This is a genomic window from Propionicimonas sp. T2.31MG-18, assembly GCF_964266745.1.
Lineage (GTDB): Bacteria > Actinomycetota > Actinomycetes > Propionibacteriales > Propionibacteriaceae > Propionicimonas.
In genome coordinates this window covers 427,307-447,061 of the sequence record NZ_CAXWGX010000001.1, presented here as the reverse complement: position 1 = coordinate 447,061, position 19,755 = coordinate 427,307, and the positions used below count along the sequence as shown (strand labels likewise).

The 19,755-nt window shown below is 71.8% G+C and carries 16 protein-coding genes and 1 riboswitch; of the genes, 7 read left to right on the top strand and 9 right to left on the bottom strand.

Translation table 11 applies throughout. From position 1 onward, the window contains the following. Window position 1: 1 nt before the first annotated feature. Both ACFQQJ_RS01835 and ACFQQJ_RS01830 read right to left on the bottom strand, forming a co-directional pair. Window positions 2-562, bottom strand: coding sequence for a tyrosine-type recombinase/integrase (locus ACFQQJ_RS01835; protein WP_377103478.1), 561 nt, complete (start codon window positions 560-562; stop codon window positions 2-4). 90 nt (window positions 563-652) lie between these two features. Then, a riboswitch (cobalamin riboswitch) is annotated at window positions 653-717 on the bottom strand. Window positions 718-866: 149 nt separating this feature from the next. Further along, window positions 867-1,397 carry a type II toxin-antitoxin system PemK/MazF family toxin gene (locus tag ACFQQJ_RS01830; RefSeq protein WP_377103476.1) on the bottom strand — a complete coding sequence of 177 codons (531 nt, stop codon included), beginning with the start codon at window positions 1,395-1,397 and terminating at the stop codon, window positions 867-869. Window positions 1,398-1,480: 83 nt separating this feature from the next. On the opposite strand from ACFQQJ_RS01830, the gene glgX reads away from it, so the two are divergent. Beyond that, entirely contained in the window at window positions 1,481-3,649 is a 2,169-nt protein-coding gene (gene glgX, locus ACFQQJ_RS01825) for a glycogen debranching protein GlgX (RefSeq protein ID WP_377103474.1), read from the top strand. Between the two features lie 9 nt (window positions 3,650-3,658). Continuing rightward, window positions 3,659-7,819 carry a malto-oligosyltrehalose synthase gene (gene treY, locus ACFQQJ_RS01820; protein ID WP_377103472.1) on the top strand — a complete coding sequence of 1,387 codons (4,161 nt, stop codon included), beginning with the start codon at window positions 3,659-3,661 and terminating at the stop codon, window positions 7,817-7,819. A 154-nt stretch (window positions 7,820-7,973) separates the two neighbouring features. Here treY and ACFQQJ_RS01815 read toward each other — a convergent pair whose 3' ends face one another. From ACFQQJ_RS01815 to ACFQQJ_RS01805, 3 genes are all read right to left on the bottom strand, one after another. Next, the gene (locus tag ACFQQJ_RS01815; protein WP_377103470.1) at window positions 7,974-8,702 is read right to left on the bottom strand and encodes a PxKF domain-containing protein; all 729 of its coding nucleotides are present in this window, start codon (window positions 8,700-8,702) and stop codon (window positions 7,974-7,976) included. Between the two features lie 133 nt (window positions 8,703-8,835). After that, window positions 8,836-9,423 (bottom strand): hypothetical protein, encoded by a 588-nt coding sequence (locus tag ACFQQJ_RS01810; protein WP_377103468.1) that lies wholly within the window; start codon window positions 9,421-9,423, stop codon window positions 8,836-8,838. A gap of 33 nt (window positions 9,424-9,456) precedes the next feature. Beyond that, window positions 9,457-10,059: a TetR family transcriptional regulator gene (locus ACFQQJ_RS01805; RefSeq protein WP_377103466.1), complete on the bottom strand. Its 603-nt coding sequence runs from the start codon at window positions 10,057-10,059 to the stop codon at window positions 9,457-9,459. A 39-nt stretch (window positions 10,060-10,098) separates the two neighbouring features. Between ACFQQJ_RS01805 and ACFQQJ_RS01800 the strand changes: the two genes are divergently transcribed. Next, the gene (locus tag ACFQQJ_RS01800) at window positions 10,099-10,746 is read left to right on the top strand and encodes an HAD-IA family hydrolase (RefSeq protein ID WP_377103464.1); all 648 of its coding nucleotides are present in this window, start codon (window positions 10,099-10,101) and stop codon (window positions 10,744-10,746) included. Between the two features lie 446 nt (window positions 10,747-11,192). Here ACFQQJ_RS01800 and ACFQQJ_RS01795 read toward each other — a convergent pair whose 3' ends face one another. Both ACFQQJ_RS01795 and ACFQQJ_RS01790 read right to left on the bottom strand, forming a co-directional pair. After that, window positions 11,193-12,707: an acetyl-CoA hydrolase/transferase family protein gene (locus tag ACFQQJ_RS01795; protein WP_377103462.1), complete on the bottom strand. Its 1,515-nt coding sequence runs from the start codon at window positions 12,705-12,707 to the stop codon at window positions 11,193-11,195. An 85-nt stretch (window positions 12,708-12,792) separates the two neighbouring features. Beyond that, window positions 12,793-13,632, bottom strand: a complete 840-nt coding sequence (locus tag ACFQQJ_RS01790; RefSeq protein ID WP_377103460.1) for a D-hexose-6-phosphate mutarotase — start codon at window positions 13,630-13,632, stop codon at window positions 12,793-12,795. 17 nt (window positions 13,633-13,649) lie between these two features. On the opposite strand from ACFQQJ_RS01790, the gene ACFQQJ_RS01785 reads away from it, so the two are divergent. Both ACFQQJ_RS01785 and ACFQQJ_RS01780 read left to right on the top strand, forming a co-directional pair. Beyond that, window positions 13,650-13,844, top strand: coding sequence for a hypothetical protein (locus ACFQQJ_RS01785; protein ID WP_377103458.1), 195 nt, complete (start codon window positions 13,650-13,652; stop codon window positions 13,842-13,844). Further along, the gene (locus ACFQQJ_RS01780) at window positions 13,844-14,017 is read left to right on the top strand and encodes a hypothetical protein (protein WP_377103456.1); all 174 of its coding nucleotides are present in this window, start codon (window positions 13,844-13,846) and stop codon (window positions 14,015-14,017) included. Before ACFQQJ_RS01785 ends, ACFQQJ_RS01780 begins: the two co-directional genes overlap by 1 nt. On the opposite strand, the gene ACFQQJ_RS01775 is transcribed toward ACFQQJ_RS01780, so the two are convergent. Continuing rightward, window positions 14,018-15,208: a DUF1015 family protein gene (locus ACFQQJ_RS01775; RefSeq protein WP_377103454.1), complete on the bottom strand. Its 1,191-nt coding sequence runs from the start codon at window positions 15,206-15,208 to the stop codon at window positions 14,018-14,020. It abuts the gene before it with no gap. 115 nt (window positions 15,209-15,323) lie between these two features. On the opposite strand from ACFQQJ_RS01775, the gene ACFQQJ_RS01770 reads away from it, so the two are divergent. Both ACFQQJ_RS01770 and ACFQQJ_RS01765 read left to right on the top strand, forming a co-directional pair. Beyond that, window positions 15,324-17,195, top strand: a complete 1,872-nt coding sequence (locus tag ACFQQJ_RS01770) for a DUF4012 domain-containing protein (RefSeq protein ID WP_377103452.1) — start codon at window positions 15,324-15,326, stop codon at window positions 17,193-17,195. Window positions 17,196-17,300: 105 nt separating this feature from the next. After that, window positions 17,301-18,023, top strand: coding sequence for an acyltransferase (locus tag ACFQQJ_RS01765; protein ID WP_377103450.1), 723 nt, complete (start codon window positions 17,301-17,303; stop codon window positions 18,021-18,023). A gap of 66 nt (window positions 18,024-18,089) precedes the next feature. On the opposite strand, the gene ACFQQJ_RS01760 is transcribed toward ACFQQJ_RS01765, so the two are convergent. Beyond that, complete coding sequence (locus ACFQQJ_RS01760) at window positions 18,090-19,565, bottom strand: sugar transferase (protein WP_377103448.1); 1,476 nt, start codon at window positions 19,563-19,565, stop codon at window positions 18,090-18,092. Between the last annotated feature and the right edge of the window lie 190 nt (window positions 19,566-19,755).

Genomic DNA, 19,755 nt, shown 5'->3' with positions numbered 1-19,755 from the left:
ATCAGCCAGCCAGTCGGGTGGGACCCATCCAGGACCGCACGGTCCCGGGGGACACGCCCTCCTCCAGCCACAGGTAGGCGGCCGTGTGCCGCAGGTCCGGCAGGTGGCGGCCGCGTCCGGTCACCGGCCAGTTCAGCCGGCGCAGCACGATCGCCCGGTTCAGCGGCGTCCCGAAGCTGGTCGTGAACAGCAGCTCGTCGGCGTCCCGCCCGGCGACGATCCGGCGCATGATCGGGCGCACCCGCGGCGACACCGGGACGTGCCGGACGCGCTCGGGCGGCAGGGCGTGCAGGCCGCTGCGCTCCCCGGAGGCCTTGTCGACGACGATCTCCTCCGGGTCGGCGTCCGCCACGGTGATGGCCCTGGCCTCGCTCCAGCGCAGGCCGGTGCGGGCGAGGACGAGCATCACGTCGGCGAGGACGGGGGAGTAGCAGGACCAGTCCGACCAGGCCTCCTCGAGCTCGAGCGCCGTGAACGGGCGCACGGCGACGGGGGCCGGGACGTCCTCGAGCCGGCGGGGGGTGTCGGCGTGGCTCACGCCGAGCGGTCGGGCAACGCTCATCGTCGTCATCCTTCTGCTGCTGCACGGACGACGGGTCTCGCCGCCTCCCGTGCGTGCGCGACAGCGGGTAAGGGCCGAGCGCCGAGCAGAGTGACCCGACTCGCCGGCGAGCCGGCTCACGGTTGCGCGTCAGTGCCGGAATCCCACCGGCTTCCCTCTGCTGGGCGCAATTGCTCCTTCAGGGTACGCCCGGCCCCCGGGGCCGGGGTGGGCGGTGGGCCCGCACGACCAGAAAGGATCCATCCATGCCGGTTTCTGTGCGCAGCCGGGCGCGTCCGGGGGCGTCGCCCGCCGGCGTCGCGGCTCACCAGTGCCGGCGCACCCCGGCGGCCACGCGCTCGAACACGTCCCTGCTGACCCGGTCGGACACCCGGCGGATTTTCTCCGGGTCGACGCGGACGATCCGGTTCACGCGCGCCTCGCTGACCCGTCCGGAGGAGTCCCAGGACCCCCGGCCGATCTCCACCCAGTAGCGGCCCTCCGACGCCTCCTGGCCTGCGTCCAGGTCGTGGTCCTTGCTGGTCATCGGCAGGGCGAGCAGCCAGTGGCCGTCCCGGGCGATGACCAGGACGGGGCGGTCCTTGCCCCTGGTGTGGTCCTCCTCGTACGGCACCCAGGTCCACACGACCTCCCCGGGGTCGGCGAGCCGGCCCGGGTGCGGGTCGTAGGACAGCTCGCACCGCCCGGTGAAGTCGCCGGGATAGCCGTCCGTCCGGGGGTTTCGGGCACGCGGACGCGGGGTACTCCGCCCGGGCCGGCGCCTGCCGGCCGGCCGGGGGGAGAGCGCGTCGATGATCGCCTGGCCGATGGCCTTGATGATGTCGCTGGTCGCCACGGCGGTAACGGTAGCGGTCGGCACCGTCTGCCGCGCCTGCGGGTGCCATGGCTAGTCTGGCACCGCAGACCCGAGGAGGACCGATGCAAGTCTGGCCAGGATCGCCGTACCCGCTGGGTGCCACCTATGACGGGCGGGGGACGAACTTCGCCCTCTTCAGCGAGGTGGCCGAGCGCGTCGAACTCTGCCTGTTCGACGAGGTGCACAACGAGACCCGTGTCGAGCTGACCGAGGTGGACGCGTACGTGTGGCACTGCTACCTGCCGCAGGTCGACCCCGGCCAGCGCTACGGGTACCGCGTCCACGGACCCTACGACCCGGCACGCGGACTGCGGTGCAACCCGAACAAGCTGCTGCTGGATCCGTACGCCAAGGCGACCGAGGGCGAGATCGCCTGGGGGCAGTCGCTGTTCGGCTACACCTTCGGGGACGAGAACTCGCGCAACGACGACGACTCCGCGGACAAGATGATGTTCTCTGTGGTGATCAACCCGTTCTTCGACTGGACCGGTGACCGCCGGCTGAACATCCCCTACAACGAGTCGCTGATCTACGAGGCCCACGTGAAGGGCCTCACCCAGCTGCACCCGGACGTGCCGGAGGAGATGCGCGGCACCTATGCGGGGCTCGCCCAGCCCGCGGTCATCAAGCACCTCCAGAACCTGGGCGTGACGGCCGTCGAGCTGATGCCGGTGCACCAGTTCATCCACGACGCCCACCTGCTCGAGCGCGGGCTGCGCAACTACTGGGGCTACAACACCATCGGCTTCCTCGCCCCGCACGCCGACTACTCCTCGGTCAAGGACCCGGGCAGCCAGGTGCAGGAGTTCAAGGGCATGGTGCGGACGCTGCACGCCGCCGGCATCGAGGTGATCCTCGACGTGGTGTACAACCACACCGCCGAGGGCAACCACCTGGGCCCGACGCTCAGCTTCAAGGGCATCGACAACCCGGCCTACTACCGGCTCGTGGATGACCAGAAGCAGTACTACATGGACTACACCGGCACGGGGAACTCGCTCAACGTCGGCCACCCGCACTCGTTGCAGCTGATCATGGACTCCCTGCGCTACTGGGTGACCGAGATGCACGTGGACGGGTTCCGGTTCGACCTCGCCTCCGCGCTGGCCCGCGAGTTCTACGACGTGAACCGGCTGTCGGCGTTCTTCGAGCTCGTGCAGCAGGATCCGGTGATCAGCCAGGTGAAGCTCATCGCCGAGCCCTGGGACGTCGGTCCCGGCGGCTACCAGGTGGGCAACTTCCCGCCGCAGTGGTCGGAGTGGAACGGCAAGTTCCGCGACGCCGTCCGCGACTTCTGGCGGGGCGAGCCGAACCTCGGCGAGTTCGCCGCCCGCATCGCCGGCTCGGCCGACCTGTACGAGCACTCGGCGCGGCGGCCCGTGGCCAGCGTCAACTTCGTCACCGCCCACGACGGCTTCACGCTGCGCGACCTCGTGTCCTACAACGAGAAGCACAACGAGGCCAACGGCGAGGACAACCGTGACGGCGAGAGCTTCAACCGCTCCTGGAACCACGGGGTGGAGGGGCCGACGACCGACCCCGACATCCTCGCGGCGCGGGCGCGGGAGCAGCGCAACCTCGTCGCCACCCTGCTGCTGAGCCAGGGCGTGCCGATGATCCTGCACGGCGACGAGCTGGGGCGCACCCAGGGCGGCGACAACAACACCTACGCCCAGGACTCCGAGATCTCGTGGGTGCACTGGGACGAGCTGGACACGCCGCTGATGGAGTTCACCGCGACGGTCGCCCGGCTGCGGGCCGAGCACCCGATCTTCCGCCGCAAGCGGTTCTTCACCGGCTCAGCCGTCCGCACCGACGACGAGCAGCGCCTCAACGACATCGTCTGGCTGCACCCGGACGGCCGGCCGATGGAGGACGGCGACTGGCACGCCCCCGGCGCCCGGGCGCTGGGCATGTACCTGAACGGCGACGGCATCCCCAGCACCGATGCCACCGGCAACCGGATCGTGGACGACCATGCGCTGCTGTACTTCAACGGCGGCTCCGACCCCGTCCAGCTCACGCTGCCCGCGGAGGAGTACGCCGCGTCCTGGAACGTCGAGGTGGACACCGCCGCCGACGTCCTCGACGATGCGCCGCTGCCCGCGGGGTCGACGCGGGAGCTGCCGGGCCACAGCGTGCTCGTGCTCATGCAGCACACCGGAGTGACGCCGGAGGTGGAGATGTCGGCCGCCGCGTCCGTCGCGGTGATGGCAGAGCAGGCCCGCTGAGAGGAACCCATGCCCCGCACCCCCACCAGCACCTACCGGCTCCAGATCACCGAGGACTTCGACCTGGTCGCCGCCGCTCGGATCCTCGGCTACCTGCACGAGCTCGGCGTCGACTGGGTCTACCTGTCGCCCCTGCTCGCCTCGGAGTCGGGGAGCGAGCACGGCTACGACGTCGCCGACCACCGCGCGATCGACCCGTCGCGGGGACGGGCGTCCGGGCTGGCGGCGCTGGCGACGGAGGCCCGCCGCCTGGGCATGGGCGTGCTGGTGGACATCGTGCCCAACCACGTCGGCGTCGCCCGGCCGTGGGAGAACGAGTGGTGGTGGCACGTGCTCACCCACGGGCAGGACTCGCCGTACGCCTCCGCCTTCGACATCGACTGGGAGGCCGGGGGCGGCAAGCTCCGCATCCCGGTGGTGGGGGACGACGACCTGCTCGTCGAGCCGGGGTCTGACGCCGTCCGGATCGACCACCTCCAGGTGCTCGGCGGCGAGCTGCACTACCACGACCAGCGGTTCCCGCTCGCCCCGGACACCGTCCGCGGCGGCGACGAGGACCCCAACGTGGTGCACGCCCGCCAGCACTACCAGCTGGTCGGCTGGCGGGAGGCGGACCGGACGCTGAACTACCGGCGCTTCTTCGCGGTGAACACCCTGGTCGCCATCCGGGTCGAGGACCCCGAATGGTTCGCCCGGTCGCACGCGGAGATCCGCCGCTGGTTCGACGAGGGGCTGGTCGACGGACTGCGGGTCGATCACCCCGACGGGCTCCGCGACCCCGGCCGCTACCTGGAGGACCTGGCCGGGCTGACCGGCGGCGCGTACGTGCTGGTGGAGAAGATCCTCTCGATCGAGGGTGGCGCGGACGGCGTCGAACTGGAGGAGCTGCCGTCCACGTGGGCGACCGCCGGCACCACCGGCTACGACGCGATGGCCCTGGTCGACCGGGTGCTCGTCGACCCGGCGGGCGAGGCCCCGCTGACCGCCCTGGAGGACCGGCTGCGTGGCGGTCCCGTGGACTGGCGACGCCTCGTCCACGACGGCAAGCTGGTCGTCGCCGACGGCATCCTGAACTCGGAGGTGCGCCGGATCGCCCGCGAGGTGGTCGCCGTCCTCGATCCCGCCGATCCCCCCGACCTCGAGCGGCTGGCGGCAGCGGTGGCCGAGCTGCTCGCCGACTTCGAGGTGTACCGGTCCTACCTCCCCGAGGGCAGGGAGTACCTCGACCGGGCCTTCGGGTTCGCGTGGGAGCACCGTCCCGACCTGGGTGCGCTCCTCGACGCCCTGTATCCGGTGCTGGCCGACGGTGCGTCCGGGCCGGCGCAACGCTTCCAGCAGACCTCCGGCATGGTGATGGCCAAGGGGGTCGAGGACCGCGCGTTCTACCGCTGGGCACGCCTGACCTCGCTGAACGAGGTGGGGGGAGACCCGAGCCTGTTCAGCGTCGGGGTGGACGAGTTCCACGCGCTGATGCAGCGCCGCCAGCTGGAGTGGCCGCAGGCGATGACGGCCGGTACGACCCACGACACCAAGCGTGGCGAGGACGTGCGGGCCCGGATCAGCGTGCTCGCCGAGGTGCCGGCGCTGTGGGAGGAGGCGCTCGCCGAGCTGCTCGCCCTCGTGCCGGTGCCCGACCCCGGCTTCGCCAACCTGCTGTGGCAGGCCGTGCTCGGCGCGTGGCCCGCCGACCGCGAGCGCCTGCACGGGTACGCGGAGAAGGCGATGCGCGAGGCCGAGGAGCGCACGGCCTGGACCGCTCCCGACGCCGCGTACGAGGCCGCCCTCCAGGCGTGCGTCGACGCGGCCTTCGACGACCCGCGCGTGACCGCCGTGCTCGAGCGCGTGCTCGACGTGGTCGCGGCGCCGGGACGCAGCAATGCGCTCGCGGCCAAGCTGCTCGACCTCGCGATCCCCGGCGTCCCCGACCTCTACCAGGGCAGCGAGCTGTGGGAGCTCAGCCTGGTCGACCCGGACAACCGGCGCCCGGTCGGCTTCGCCGCGCGGGCCGACCTGCTCGACCAGGTGCGCACGGGCGCCCGTCCGCCCCTGGGGGACGGGCGGGAGGACGACGGCGCGGCCAAGCTCCTGCTGTGCCACCAGGTGCTCACGCTGCGCCGCGACCATCCCGAGTTGTTCACCGGGTACACCCCGCTGGCGGCACAGGGGCCGGCCGCCGGCCACCTGGTCGCCTTCGATCGTGGCGGGGCGATCGCGCTCGCCACCCGCCTCCCGGTCGGCCTGGCGGCGTCCGGCGGGTGGCGCGGCACCTGGCTGGCGCTGCCCGAGGGCCGCTGGCGCGACCTGGTCTCGGGGCGCCGGCTGGCCACGGACGAGCAGGGGGCCGTGCTGCTGGCCGACGTGCTCGCCCAGTACCCGGTGGCCCTGCTGGTCCGCGAGGAGCGGCGCGCCGGCGAACGCGGGCGCTTCGACGTGTGGGCGCCACTGCCCGAGCGGGTGCGGCTCCAGGTGGGCGACCGGGTGGTGCCGATGACGAGGTCGGCCGACGGCTGGTGGACGCCGGCCGAGCCGGAGCCCCTGGGGCGGGTGGACTACGGGTACCTCGTCGACGACCGCACCGAGCCGCTGCCCGACCCGCGGACGCGGTGGCAGCCGTACGGCGTGCACGGGCTGTCGCGCACCTTCGACCCGGCCGGCTTCACCTGGCACGACCAGGGCTGGACCGGGCGCCAGCTCGCCGGCGGCGTCGTCTACGAGCTGCACCTGGGCACCTTCACCCCGGAAGGCACGCTCGACGCGGCGATCGCGCGCCTGCCGCACCTCGTCGAACTGGGCGTGGACTTCGTCGAGCTGATGCCGGTGAACGCCTTCAACGGCGAGCGGGGCTGGGGCTACGACGGTGTCGCCTGGTTCGCCGTCCACGAGCCGTACGGCGGGCCGGACGGGTACCGCCGCTTCGTGGACGCCTGCCACGGCCTCGGGCTGGCCGTCGTGCAGGACGTCGTCTTCAACCACCTCGGGCCGAGCGGCAACTACCTTCCCGTGTTCGGCCCCTACCTGCGGGCTCCCGGCGAGGACGGTGAGAGCGGCTGGGGCACCCGGATCAACACCGACGGGCCCGACAGCGCGGAGGTGCGCCGCACGCTGTGCGACAACGTGCGGCACTGGTTCGTCGACATGCACGTGGACGCCCTGCGGCTGGACGCGGTGCACGCGATCGTCGACCGCTCCCCGACGCACATCCTCGAGGAGCTGGCCCTGGTCGCGTCCGACCTGTCGGCCCACCTGCGACGCCCGCTCACCCTGATCGCCGAGTCCGACGAGAACGACCCGCTGCTGACGCGCCCGCGGGAGGCCGGCGGGCGGGGGATCGATGCACAGTGGAGCGACGACTTCCACCACGCGCTGCACGTGGCGCTGACCGGGGAGACCGAGGGGTACTACGCCGACTTCGCCCCCCTGGCGGCGTTGGCGAAGGTGTGCGAGAGCGGCTTCTTCCACGACGGCAGCTGGTCGAGCTTCCGCGGGCGCGAGCACGGCGGGGCGCTGGACCGCGCGACGGTGCCGGGCTGGCGACTGGTCGTCTGCGCGTCCAACCACGACCAGGTGGGCAACCGGGCAGCGGGTGACCGTCCCGCCGCCCACCTGGACGACGACCAGCTGGCGTGCGCAGCGCTGGTGACCCTGACCGCGCCCTTCACGCCGATGCTGTTCATGGGGGAGGAGTGGGCGGCCGGCACCCCGTTCCCGTTCTTCTCCGGGCACCCGGAGACGGACCTCGCCGCGTCCATCACGCAGGGCCGGCTGGCAGAGTTCGCGCGGATGAACTGGGACCCCGCGACCGTCCCGGACCCGATGGATCCGGCGACCCTCGCCTCCGCCCGCCTCGACTGGGGCGAGCGGGACCGCGGCCGGCACCGGGTGGTGCTCCAGGCCTATCGCGAGCTGATCGCGCTCCGCCGGCAGTACGCCGAGCTGTCGAACCCTTCGCTGGCGACGACGAGCTGCCGGGTCGACGAGGACGCCCGCTGGTTCCTGATGCGACGCGGCGGGCCGGCCGTCGTGGTCAACTTCGGCGACACGGAGGCGACGGTCGACCTCGGCGGGCGGCACCAGCTGCGCTGGGCGACGCCGTCCGGGGCGCGGCTGCTGGGGACGTCGGTCGTCCTGCCGCCCCACGCGGGCGCCCTGCTGCTCCCGCTCGAACCCTGAGCCCAGCTGAGGAGGCGGTCACCGGTGGCCGTCCCGCCGGGCGCTCCCCGGCACGCGCACCGGCGGCCGGCCCCAGGGAGAGGGCCGGCCGCCGGTGGAGCGGGGGTGACGGGTCAGCGCGGGGTACTCATCCGACGCACCGGCCCGGAAGGGGTCACCTGACGGTGACGAAGGCCTGGAGGAACGAGCCGTCCTGGGTGGTCATCCGCACGTCGTAGCAGGGCTTGGCGAGCTTCTTGGTGCTGCCCTTGGCCTTGACCGCCGGCACCTTCCAGTTCTGGTGGAACGCGCCGTCACGGTACTTCAGCGTGAACCCCTTGTGGGTGGAGGTCACCGGCACCGGGGCGCCCTGCGCGACGAGGGTCGTGCAGTCGACCGGCTGGGCGAGGAAGCTGGCCACCACGGCCTTGTCCTTCTCCTTGACGCCGTCGACGTAGACCTTGAACTTGAAGGGGATGGTCGAGCCGGCCTTGCGGGTGATCTTGCCGTCCTTCACGGGAGAGTAGAAGCCCTTCAGCTTCCACGCCTCGACGGTGTAGGAGGTCGCCGCGGTGGTGACGGCCTCGGGAGCGCCCCAGGTCAGATCGGGCAGCTGGGTGCTGACCATCGGGGTGAGCGTGTGCTGGCCGACCTCGACGCTGTAGCCGTCGACGTCACACTTCAGCACCACGGCCGGGTCCTCGGAGGTCGCCGTGCAGGTGGGCGCTGCCGGGACGGCACCGTAGGTGAACGTCGCGCCGTCGGCGATCGGGTTGGTCCAGGTGATCTGCGGGGGCAGGGTGTCCGCGAAGACCGGGGTGAAGGTGACCATGCTCATCGAGATGGCCACGGCGGTGCCGAGAGCGGCGCCGATGGCGCTCCGGCTCAGCTTCGAGCGGGTCATGTGAACCTCTTTCGGGGGTCGGGTGTCACGTACCTGACGAGGCGTGGGGAGCGCCTCACACACAGGTAACCGCTCCGGGCCGCACGAAGGTTACGCAGCGCCCCCGCGATTTCGCCGGCCCCCGCGGCTCCGCTCAGCGGTAGCGCGGGAGCGGCCCGTAGTAGACGTCGGTCGTCGGCGGCGCGAACACCTCGGCGGGGTGGCGGCGTGCCGTCCAGGCGGCGAAGTAGCGGGTGGCGGCCGGAAGCCACAGGAGACCCGCGGCCCCCGCGGCCAGCGGGATCGCCGCCCAGGCGGGCGGGACGAGGGTGAGCGCACCGAAGCTCACCGCGGCGCCGATGAGCCCGCTCACCCGCGTCCACCGGTAGCCCGTCCACGCGTAGTAGCCGGTGATGGCCAGCGGGGCGCAGATCACCAGGGCGATCACCGTCACCGCCACCGCGAGCAGGACGCGGCCCAGCGAGCCGGGCTCGGTGACGAACTGGCCCATCAACCATGACGCGGAGGCGAAGCCGTCGACGTCCACGGCCCTCCAGTAGACCCACAGCAGGGACCCGATCACGACGGCGACGGCCAGCTGGCTCAGCACCGACGCGATCCGGACCACCCACGGGATGCGGGGCTCGCCGGTGCGCGGGTCGTCGGGCACGATCGCCACCGGGACGGGCGGGGCGTCCAGGGTGGCGATGGGCTCGGGGACGGCGGTCTCGTCCGTGGTCATCCAACCTCCTGCCGGGTGGCCCAGCCTACGTCGTCACCACGGGTCGACGAGCTGGGTCTGGAGCGCCCGTCCCAGCACCTTCACCAGCACCGGGTTGCGCGCCTTCACCAGCGACGGGAGCTCGAGGATGTCGCGGCTCAGCGCGAGCCCCAGCAGCATGCTCACCGCGAGCTGTGCGCGCAGGCGTGCGTTCGGGTGGCCGAGCGCCTCGGCGACCTTCACCAGGATCTCTCGGGTCATGAACTCGCTGAGCGGACGGCGGGCATTCGGGACGGTGACCGCCGCCCGCAGCATCGCGGTGAACCGGTCGCCGGCCCCCGGCTGGTCCCAGGCGCTCAGGAACGCGTGGATCGTGCGCTCGCCGATCCCCTCGACCGGGCCGGCCAGGATGTCGGCGACGATCCGCTCTGCGTCGAGCGGGATGTCGAGGACGGACCGGGCGAACAGGTCGGCCTTGTTCTCGAAGTAGTGGTGGATCAGGGCCGGGTCCACGTCCGCGGCGCGGGCGATGGCTCGCAGCGAGACCTTCTCGTACCCCATCTCCGAGAACAGGGTGAGGGCCGCCGCCTGGATCGCTGCACGGGTGTCCGTGCGGCCGGGGCGCCGGCCTCGTGGGCGGTGCGCCTGGATGGTCACCTGCGTTCCTCCCTGTCGCGGGGTCGTATCCTCACGGTCGTGTCCTCACCACGCTGGCCCGTCGTCGTCTTCGACCTGGACGGCACGGTGGTGAACACCGTCCCGCTCATTATCGCGTCCTACGAGCACGCCATGCTGGATGTCTTGGGGGAACGTCCGGGTCCGGGGGAGGCCAGGGGGTGGATCGGCGAGCCCCTGTACACGACCTTCGGCTCCCGCTACCCCGAACGCGCCCGGGAGCTCATCGACAGCTACGTCACCTGGAACCTCGCCCACCTGCCGGAGTTGCTGGAGGAGTTCCCCGGGACGCCCGGGCTGTTGCGCTCCCTGCGGGACGCCGGTGCGCGGCTCGGCGTCGCCACGTCGAAGCGGCGGTCGTCCGCGGAGACCACGATCCGGCACGCCGGGCTCGAGGGGCTGCTCGAGGTGACGGTCGCGATGGAGGACACGACCGTCCACAAGCCCGAGCCGGACCCGCTGCTGCTCGCGCTCGAGCGGCTCGGCGCCCGTCCCGAGGAGGCGGCCTATGTGGGCGACGCCGCCGTCGACGTCCTCGCCGCTCGCGCTGCCGGCATGGCGGCGATCGCCGTCAGCTGGGGCGCCGCCACCCGCGAGGCGCTCGTCGCCGCCCGCCCGGACGCGCTGGTCGACACCGTCGAGGAACTGCAGGCCCTCCTCCTCCCGTAGCCTCGTCCGCCTCCCTCTCTCGCCACCTCCCCTCCCTCCCTCTCCATCTCCCCTCCGCTCGCCCCCTCCCCGCCCCGCGTTTGCCCCCGAACGCAACTCCTGCTGCCGGAATTCCGGCAGCAGGAGTTGCCTTCGGGGGCGCGGACGGAGAGCAGGACGTCCCGGGGCGGCGGATGCCGGGCCGCCGCTGGGATCGCCTTCGGTTGTCGGCCGTTCGCCCCCTGGGCTTCCCCCGCCAGCCACGCCCCGTCCCGCGTTCGCTCCCGATCGCAACCCTTGCTGCCGGAATCTCGGTAGCGAGGGTTGCCTTCGGAGGCGCGGACGGATGGTGGGGCGGGTGGGGCCAGCGAGGCTCGTGGGGCGAGTGGACGGGTGGGCGCGCGGACGTGGGGCGAAAGGCAAGGGGCCCGGCACCGCTGGACGGTGCCGGGCCCCTTTGGCCGCGATCAGGCCGGGAGCATCGTCCCGGTCTCGAGGAAGCGCACGTGCCAGCTGTGCGCGGTCCGCAGGTCGTGCGGGGTGTGCAGGCCGTTGGCGACGGTGAGCGCGAAGTCGTAGTACTCCTGCAGCATGTCCTTGTAGGCCGGGTGGGCGCAGTTGTTGATGATCTTCTTTGCCCGCTGCTTCGGGGAGAGGCCGCGCAGGTCGGCCAGGCCCTGCTCGGTGATCAGCACCTGCACGTCGTGCTCGGTGTGGTCGTGGTGGGAGACCATCGGGACGATCGCGGAGATCGCGCCACCCTTCGCCGTGGACGGGGTGACGAACGCCGAGATGTAGGCGTTGCGGGTGAAGTCCGCCGAGCCGCCGATGCCGTTCTGCATCTTCGAGCCCATGATGTGGGTGGAGTTCACGTTGCCGTAGATGTCGGCCTCGATCATGCCGTTGCAGGCGATGACGCCCAGCCGGCGGATCATCTCGGGGTGGTTCGAGATCTCCTGGGGCCGAAGGATGATCTTGCTGCGGTAGGCCTTGGCGTTGTCGTTCATCTTGGTGGCGTACTCGGGGCTCAGCGAGAACGCGGTCGCCGAGGCGATCGTCATCTTCCCGGAGTCGAGCAGGTCGACCATGCCGTCCTGGATCACCTCGGTGTAGGAGGTGAGGTAGTCGAACGGGCCCTCGAGCAGGCCGGCGAGCACCGCGTTGGCGATGTTGCCCACGCCCGACTGCAGCGGCAGCAGGTTCTTCGGCAGCCGGTGCTGCTTCACCTCGTTGGCCAGGAAGTCGAGCAGGTGGTTCGCGATCGCGCGGGAGTCGTCGTCCAGCGGCTTGAACGGGGTGTTGCGGTCTTCGGAGTCGGTCTCGACGATCGCGACGATCTTCTTCGGGTCGACGCGGAAGTTGCGCTGGCCGATCCGGTCACCGGGGTGCGTCAGCGGCACCGGCAGGCGGTTCGGGGGCAGGGCGGCCCGGTAGTAGATGTCGTGCATGCCCTCCAGGTCGCGGCTCTGCCAGCTGTTGACCTCGAGGATGATCTGGTCGGCCTCCTGCAGGTAGGTCTTGTTGTTGCCGACGGAGGAGGACGGCACGAGCTCGCCGTCCTCAGCGATGGCGGTGACCTCGACCACGGCGGTGTGCAGCTTGCCGAGGAAGCCCTCCCACACCATCGGCGCGAGGTGGGACAGGTGGATGTCGGAGTACTCCGAGATGCCGGCGTTGATCTTGTTCCGCATGATCGGGTCGGACTGGTACGGGGTGCGGAACGCGACACCGTCCACCTCGGCCAGGGCACCGTCGAGCTCGGGGGCGGTGGACGCGCCGGTCCACATGCCGATCATGAACTCCTCGCCGCGGGCGTGCGCCTCCTTGATCTGCGCAGCGAGGGCGACCGGGACCTCCTTGGGGTAGCCCGCGCCGGTGAAGCCCGAGAAGCCGACGTTCATGCCGGGCTTGATCAGCTTGGCCGCCTCCTCGGCGGTCGTGACCTTCTTACGGAACTCCGCGTTCTCGATGCGGGATGCCATGACTTCTCCTCGACGCTGGTTTGAACGAGGTCAGGCTATCGAGTTCGCGAACCTTCCGTCTCCACGGGCCCAACTCCGAACACTGTCAGGACAGGCGCACGGTCTGGGTCAGGATGTGCTCTTCGCCCGGGGCCAGTTCGATCGCGTCGTCCCCGACATTGCCGGCCTCGATGCACACGAAGCCCGGCCAGTTCGGGCCCACGTCGGCCAGTGCGGTGCCCTTCTCCCGGCCCGGGTTCCACACCACCGTGTTCGCCGAACCCTGCTTGCCGACCGCGATCCGGCGCCCCCAGTCGGGGTCGTCGACCACCACCTCGGCGGTGTGCCGGTAGATCCGGTCGGTCTCGCCCGTGAAGCGGACGGGCCCGTCCTGGACGGCCGCCGCGCCCGCCACCTTGTCGAGGTACGTGCACCCCGACAGCCCGTCGACGGACACCGCGCCCACGTCGCTCACGGCCAGGTAGGTGTGCAGGGCCTCCTCGTAGCGGAAGGCGCCCGGACCGGGATTGCGGACGACGAGGGAGACCGCCAGCTGCCCGGCGGTGAACTCCGAGACCAGCTCGGCCTCGAACGGCTCGCTGTCCAGCCCGGTCGCGTCCAGCCCCGACGCGTCCAGAGCGTGCCGCACCTCCAGCCGTCCGCTGGTGGCGAGGTCGTTGGTGACCGCGGTCCGTCGCCAGGCGGCGGTGCGTGCGAAGCCGTGGGACGGCCTCCGGTCGCCCGACGGCCCGGCCCCGAACCACGGGAAGACCACCGGGATCCCGCCGCGGACTGCCGTGCCGGGCGCGAACACGGCGAGCGGACTCACCCACAGCACGGGGTTCTGCCCTCGTGGCGTCCACGCCAGGACGTGCGCGCCGGCGTCGAGAACCGCGTAGTGGCCGCCCTTGTGGGTCTCGATGCCGGGAAAGATGCTGTCTGCCATTCCCGAAGGCTAGAGCCATGCCGTGGTGTCCGGCATCCCCGGGGACACCGCCCGCACTAGGCTCGGCGGGCTGGTGCCCTCTCCAGCCGTTCCTCGGCCCGGCCACCGGCCGGCTCGTCACCGTCGAGTACCCGGTGCTCACCCGGATGCTGATGTGGGTGTTCAGCCTGCCGGGATCGTTCGAGGTCTTCGTCGCCCCAGCACGGCGTTGATGGGCATCGCCGCCGCGTGGACGCCGTCGTCCTCGACCACGTTCGTCAAGTCGGTACGCCCCGACCTGGCCGTCACTGGAGCCGCTGTTCTCGTGCTCGCCGTCGCGGCCCGCCTCGGCTACATGCTCTGGCTCGGCGGCGCCGGCCCGAGGCGGGCGGACGCCACCGGCTGATCAGGGCAGCGGCGCCGTCGGCCGCACCACCAGGCCGGTGCGCAGCTTCGGCGTGAAGAACGTCGACTTCGGCGGCATCAGCAGCCCCTCGCGTGCGGTCCGCTGGATCTCCTCCAGCGAGGTCGGCCGGATCAGGATCCCGGCGGCCACCGTGCCGGAGCCGACGAGGGCGACCATCTCGTCCAGGCCGTGCTGGTAGGAGACCTCTGCGGCCGAGGCGGCGAGGGCGTGCTCGAGGTACGCGCCGTCCAGCGCGCGGACGCCGTCGAACGCGCCCGGCCGGGGCACCAGCCACTCGGCGGTCCCGTCGGGAGCGAGCAGAACGAGCCGTCCCAGGTCGACCATGCGCGCGAGCAGGGACGGGGACGGCTCCGGGGCCGGCTCCAGGTCGAAGCAGCCGGACAGGTCGGCGCGCAGCTGCTCGATCGTGGTGCCGGTGTAGACCCGGTGGATCGCCTCGATGCTCAGCTGGTCGGCGACGAGCTCGTTGACGAACGTGAGGGTGAACTCGGCGTCGGTGTCGTCACGCCCCGTGGCCGCGCGTACCTCGTCGCGGTAGGTGCGCGAGATCGAGTAGCGGTGGTGGCCGTCGGCGATCAGCACGTCGTCGGCGGCGAGGACCTCGGTGATCGCCGCGATCCGCGCCGGGTCGCTCACGCGCTCCACCGTGTGCACGACACCCTCGGCCACCATCTCGCCGACCTGCTCGCCGGGCTCGGCCAGGGCGGCGGTGAGGCCGGAGGCCAGCGAGAGCCCCCAGACCGGAGAGAGGTTGGTGGCCGTGGCGCGCGTGAGGTCGAGCCGGTCGGTGACCGCCTTCGGGGTGGTGCGCTCGTGTGGCAGGACGCCCCCGGCGTCGAGGTCGACGACCTCCAGGCCGCAGAGGACGCCGACGATGGTGCGGGCTGCGCCGGTGGCGTCGGTGAACGCCATCCGGTAGATGGTGAGCGAAGGTGCGTCGTCGCGCACGAGGACCCGGTCGGCCAGCCACTGCGACAGCGTCCGGGCGGCGGCGTCGTAGCGGTCGTCGCCGCCGGTGGGCACGTCGACGTGCACGATGTTGTGCGGGTCGCGGGCGGCCAGCTCGGCCACGTCCGACTCCGACAGCACGTCGTACGGCGGTGCGATCACGAGCTGGAGGTCGGTGCCCGGGGCGTAGCGGATGGCCGGGAACGGTGCGATTCGAGGCATGGACCAACGCTACCGAGCCGGACGGCGCCGCCGGCGCGGCGTCCGAAGCCGTGCGTACACCGGCGGGCCGCCCGTCGTTGGGGGGCCGTTCGTCCCCGGCGGCTATCGTTGCCGCGTGAAGCGCGCGGCCTGGTGGATCGTGGCTGCCGTCGTCGTGGTGGCCGTCATCGCGGTCGGCTGGTGGGGTTACCGGCAGGCGAAGGACTTCGAGGCGCTCGCGCGGGCCGGAAAGGCCGACGCCTCGGCCGCCCTGAAGAGCCTGGAGGGCGGGGACACCGCCGCCGCGCTCGCGGGCTTCGACAAGGCCAGGGACGAGTTCTCCCGGGCGCGTGACCTGCTCGGGCCGTCCTGGCTGCGTGGCACCTGGTGGCTGGGCGACCAGCTCGACGCCGCCGACGACCTCGCGACCATCGGCGTCGAGGGCTCGACCGCCGGCGCCGAGGGCGTTCGGCTGCTCGACGAGGCCTCCGCGGTCACCGGTCCCGACCGGCTCGGTCGCCTGCTGACGCTCGCGCGCCCGCGCCTGGACGCCAGCCTCACCTCGCTCACGGTGGTCGCCGGCCGGTACGACCGGCTGTCCGCCGACGGCCTGGTGGGGCCGCTGGCGGAAGCGGTCACCGACGCGCGCGACCGGCTCGCGCCGCTGCGTCCGCTGCTGGCCCGCAGCGACGCGCTGCTCGGCCTGGAGCGCTACCTCTACTCCGGCCAGCACCGGTTCATCCTGCTGGCCCAGAACAACGCCCAGCTGCGTCCCACCGGCGGACTGCCCGGCACCTACGGCCTCGTCGAGATCGGCCCGGACGGCCTGCGCCTGGACACGTTCGCCGACATCTACACCCTGCCCAACGACACCCTGAACCTGCCGATCCCGGACGGACGCCAGGTGAACTCGCGCCACCTGTTCTTCCGCGCCGCCGGCTGGTGGATGGACTTCCCGACCAGCGCGGACGTGATGCTGAGGCTGTGGGGCAGCATGGACCAGCCGCAGGTGGACGGCATCATCGCGATCGACCTGCCGACCATCCGTGACCTGCTGAAGGTCTTCGGGCCGATCCGCGTGCCGGAGTCGGACACGGCCTTCACCGCGGAGAACCTGATCGAGCGGCTCAACTACGTGGTGCAGGTCGAGCTCAGCGGGCAGGGACTGGACGGCAAGAAGACCGCCGTCGTCTCGCTGGCCCGGACCGTGATGGAGCGCCTGCTCCGCCTCGGCGACGACGAGTTCCTGCCGACGATGGAGTCGCTCGCGTCCTCGGCGAACGACAAGCACATCCAGCTCTACGTGACCGATCCGGACGCCCAGGCCGACCTGGTCGCCGCGGGCTGGTCCGGCGCCCTGAACCCGCCCGCGGACACCACCGACCTGCTGGCCGTGAGCAACGCGGTCATCGCACCGCCGGCGAAGGGGAACCTGGACGTCGCCAAGGCGCTCGACTACGCGGTGACCCTGAACGACGACGGCAGTGCCGATACCCGGCTCACGCTCGACTACCGCAAGAGCGCCCGCAACGTGCTCGGGCGGTTCAACACGCAGTTCTCCAACTACGTGCGCGTGCACCGCGCCGCCGGCACCACCCGGACCGGGGGAGCCGTCGACGAGTCGCTCACCGACGCCACCGGACTGCCGACCTTCGCCCGTTCGCTCGACGTCGGTCTCGGCGAGCACGTCACCACCGACCTGCGGTCCCACGTGCCGGACGCGGTGCGCGCGGGAGCCGCGGCCCCCGTGCCCGGGCTCTCCGGGCCCGTGCCGGACGCGACCGGCGCGTGGCACTACCGCCTCGTCGTCGCGCGCCAGGCCGACCTGGTCGACACCGGCCTGTCGGTGTCGGTCCAGGTGCCGAAGGGCTGGGCGGTGGTCGCGTCCACCGCGTGGCTGCGCAACAGCGCGGAGGTGCTGCCCACCACGGTTGCCGGCGACCGCGTCACGCTGGCGACGCCGCTGAGCCAGGACGTCCTGCTCGACGTCACCCTGCGCCGGCCCTGAGGCGCCGGGCCCCGACGCGGTCTGGCGGCGGCGGGGGCTTCTCGCTAGCGTGGCAGCACGGCGGTGCCCCGCCGACGTCTGGACCCGACCGCCCGGAGGAGCCCGATGGACGCAAGCGCACTGCTGAGCCGGCTGGTGTCCCGGTTGAAGGGACGCTCCTACGAGATCGACCCGCGCATCGACGCCCGCTACCTCGGCGTCGTGACGCTGGAGCGGGCGATGATGAAGCTGCGCGGGTTCTACCGGTTCCCGCTGCACGCCAACCGCCCGTTCGTCGGACGCGGGGTGGGCTTGCGGGCCCGTCACCTGCTGCGGTGCGGCCCCGGCGTCACCCTGGGCGACCACAGCCGCGTGGACGCGATGTCGGACAAGGGCGTGACGCTGGGTGCGGGCACCTCCCTGGGCCGGAACAGCCGCATCGAGTGCATCGGCAACCTCCGCTTCCTCGGCGTGGGCTTCACCGCCGGCGACAACGTCGGGCTCGGCACGGACTGCCTCTACGGCGCGGCGGGCGGCATCACCATCGGCGACGACACGATCATCGGCAACTTCGTCTCGATGCATTCGGAGGGCCACAACTACGACGACCCGGACGTGCCGATCCGCGACCAGGGCGTGAGCCACCAGGGCATCCGGATCGGCCGCGGGTGCTGGATCGGTTCGAAGGCCACCGTGCTCGACGGGGTCACCCTGGGTGACGGGTCGATCGTGGCGGCCGGGGCCGTGCTGACGGCCGGCGCCTACCCGGCGAACGGGATCTACGGCGGCGTGCCGGCGCGACTGCTCAAGTCGCGGGACCCTGGCGAGGGGACCGGCACGGCGGGCTGAGCCGTGCCGGTCGTCGCGAGACGTCCGGTGGCGCCGGGGGGGATTCGCGCCGACGCCACCGGGTGCTCAGTAGGCGCCCGCAGAGCCGACGACGGCCTTCGCGGTCTTGGCCAGGATCATCAGGTCCTGGACCATCGACCAGTTGTCGACGTAGTACAGGTCGAGGCGGACCGTGTCGTCCCAGGAGAGGTTGGAGCGTCCTGAGACCTGCCACAGCCCGGTCAGGCCGGGTCGTACGTCGAGTCGTCGTCGGGTGTCGGAGTCGTACTGAGCGACCTCCGTGGGCAGCGCCGGGCGGGGTCCTACCAGGCTCATGTCGCCGCGGAGGGCGTTCCACAGTTGGGGCAGCTCGTCGAGCGAGAAGCGTCGGATGAACCGGCCGACCCTGGTGATGCGGGGGTCGTTGGTCATCTTGAACAGCGGTCCGGCGCCCTCGTTCTTCGCCATGAGCGCGGCGAGGCGGGCCTCGGCGTCCACGCTCATGCTCCGGAACTTCAGGCACTCGAACACCTGCCCCTTGCGCCCGACCCGGGTCTGCCGGAACATCACCGGTCCCCGGTCCTCGAGCTTGATCGCCAGCGCCACCAGTCCCATGACCGGTGAGGCCAGCAGCAGCAGCAGCGCCGAGCCGACCACGTCGAACAGGCGCTTGATCCACCGGGCCGCCTCGATCGCCTGGGGACGGTCCACGTCCACCAGCGGCAGGCCGGCCACCGGCCGGACGTCTAGGCGCTGCGCGCTGACGTCGGTCAGCGCGGGCACCACGATCATGTGGACGGCCTTCTCCTCCAGCTCCCACGCCATGCGGCGGAAGTCCGCAGGCGAGGCGAAGGAACCCTCCGCGAAGATGACGGTGGCGATGTCGTGCTCCTCGATCACCTCCACGGTGTCCGCGACCGAGCCCAGGACGGGCAGGCCGGCGGTGGTGTGGTCGACGCGGTCACGGGTGACGGCGCCGACGACCCGGTAGCCGAGCCAGGTCTCCCTGCGCAGCACCTTGGCGATGGCGTCCACGTGGCCGCTCTCGCCCGCCACGATGATCGGGGTGAGCAGCACGCCCTGGCGGTGGACGGTGGCCATCACCTTGCGGCGGGTGAACCGGGTGAGCACCAGCCCGGCCGTGCCGACGGTGAACAGCAGGACGTACAGGCCGCGCGGGAACTCCGCCTTGAGCAGGTAGCTGCCGATGCCGACGAGGCCTGCCATGGTGAAGGACGCCATCACCACGCGCTTGTACTCGGTGGCCCCGGCCCGCTGGTGGCGCAGCTGGTAGCCGCCGAACGCGTAGATCATCGCCAGCCAGCCTGCTGCGACCAGCGGCGCGGTGGTCGCCATCACGTGTGCCGACTCCTCGCCACCATCGAACGGCAGCAGGACCCGCGCGTAGGTGGCGACGAGCATCGAGACGGACAGGACGACGAGGTCGCTGAGAAGCAGGAACGTGTGCTGCGCTGCCTTCGTCAGCAGCCAGTGCTTGCGGGCACGACTGTCGGTGCCCGCGTGGCTGGTGAGTGCGTCGAGATACGTGCTGAAAGTGGTCATGATCCCCCCGGCTCAGACCAGAAAACCCCCGACGGCCCAACCCCCCCGGATGGACCGGATCGACGCCTACTCCCCCAAGCGGTCTGTCGATCGGTACAGAGTCTGCCAGACCTCCTCCGGGCCTGCCAAGGCGTGGGGAATGCGTGCAGGCAGGTTGGGCAGATCTACGCAAAGCAGGTATCACGCGTCC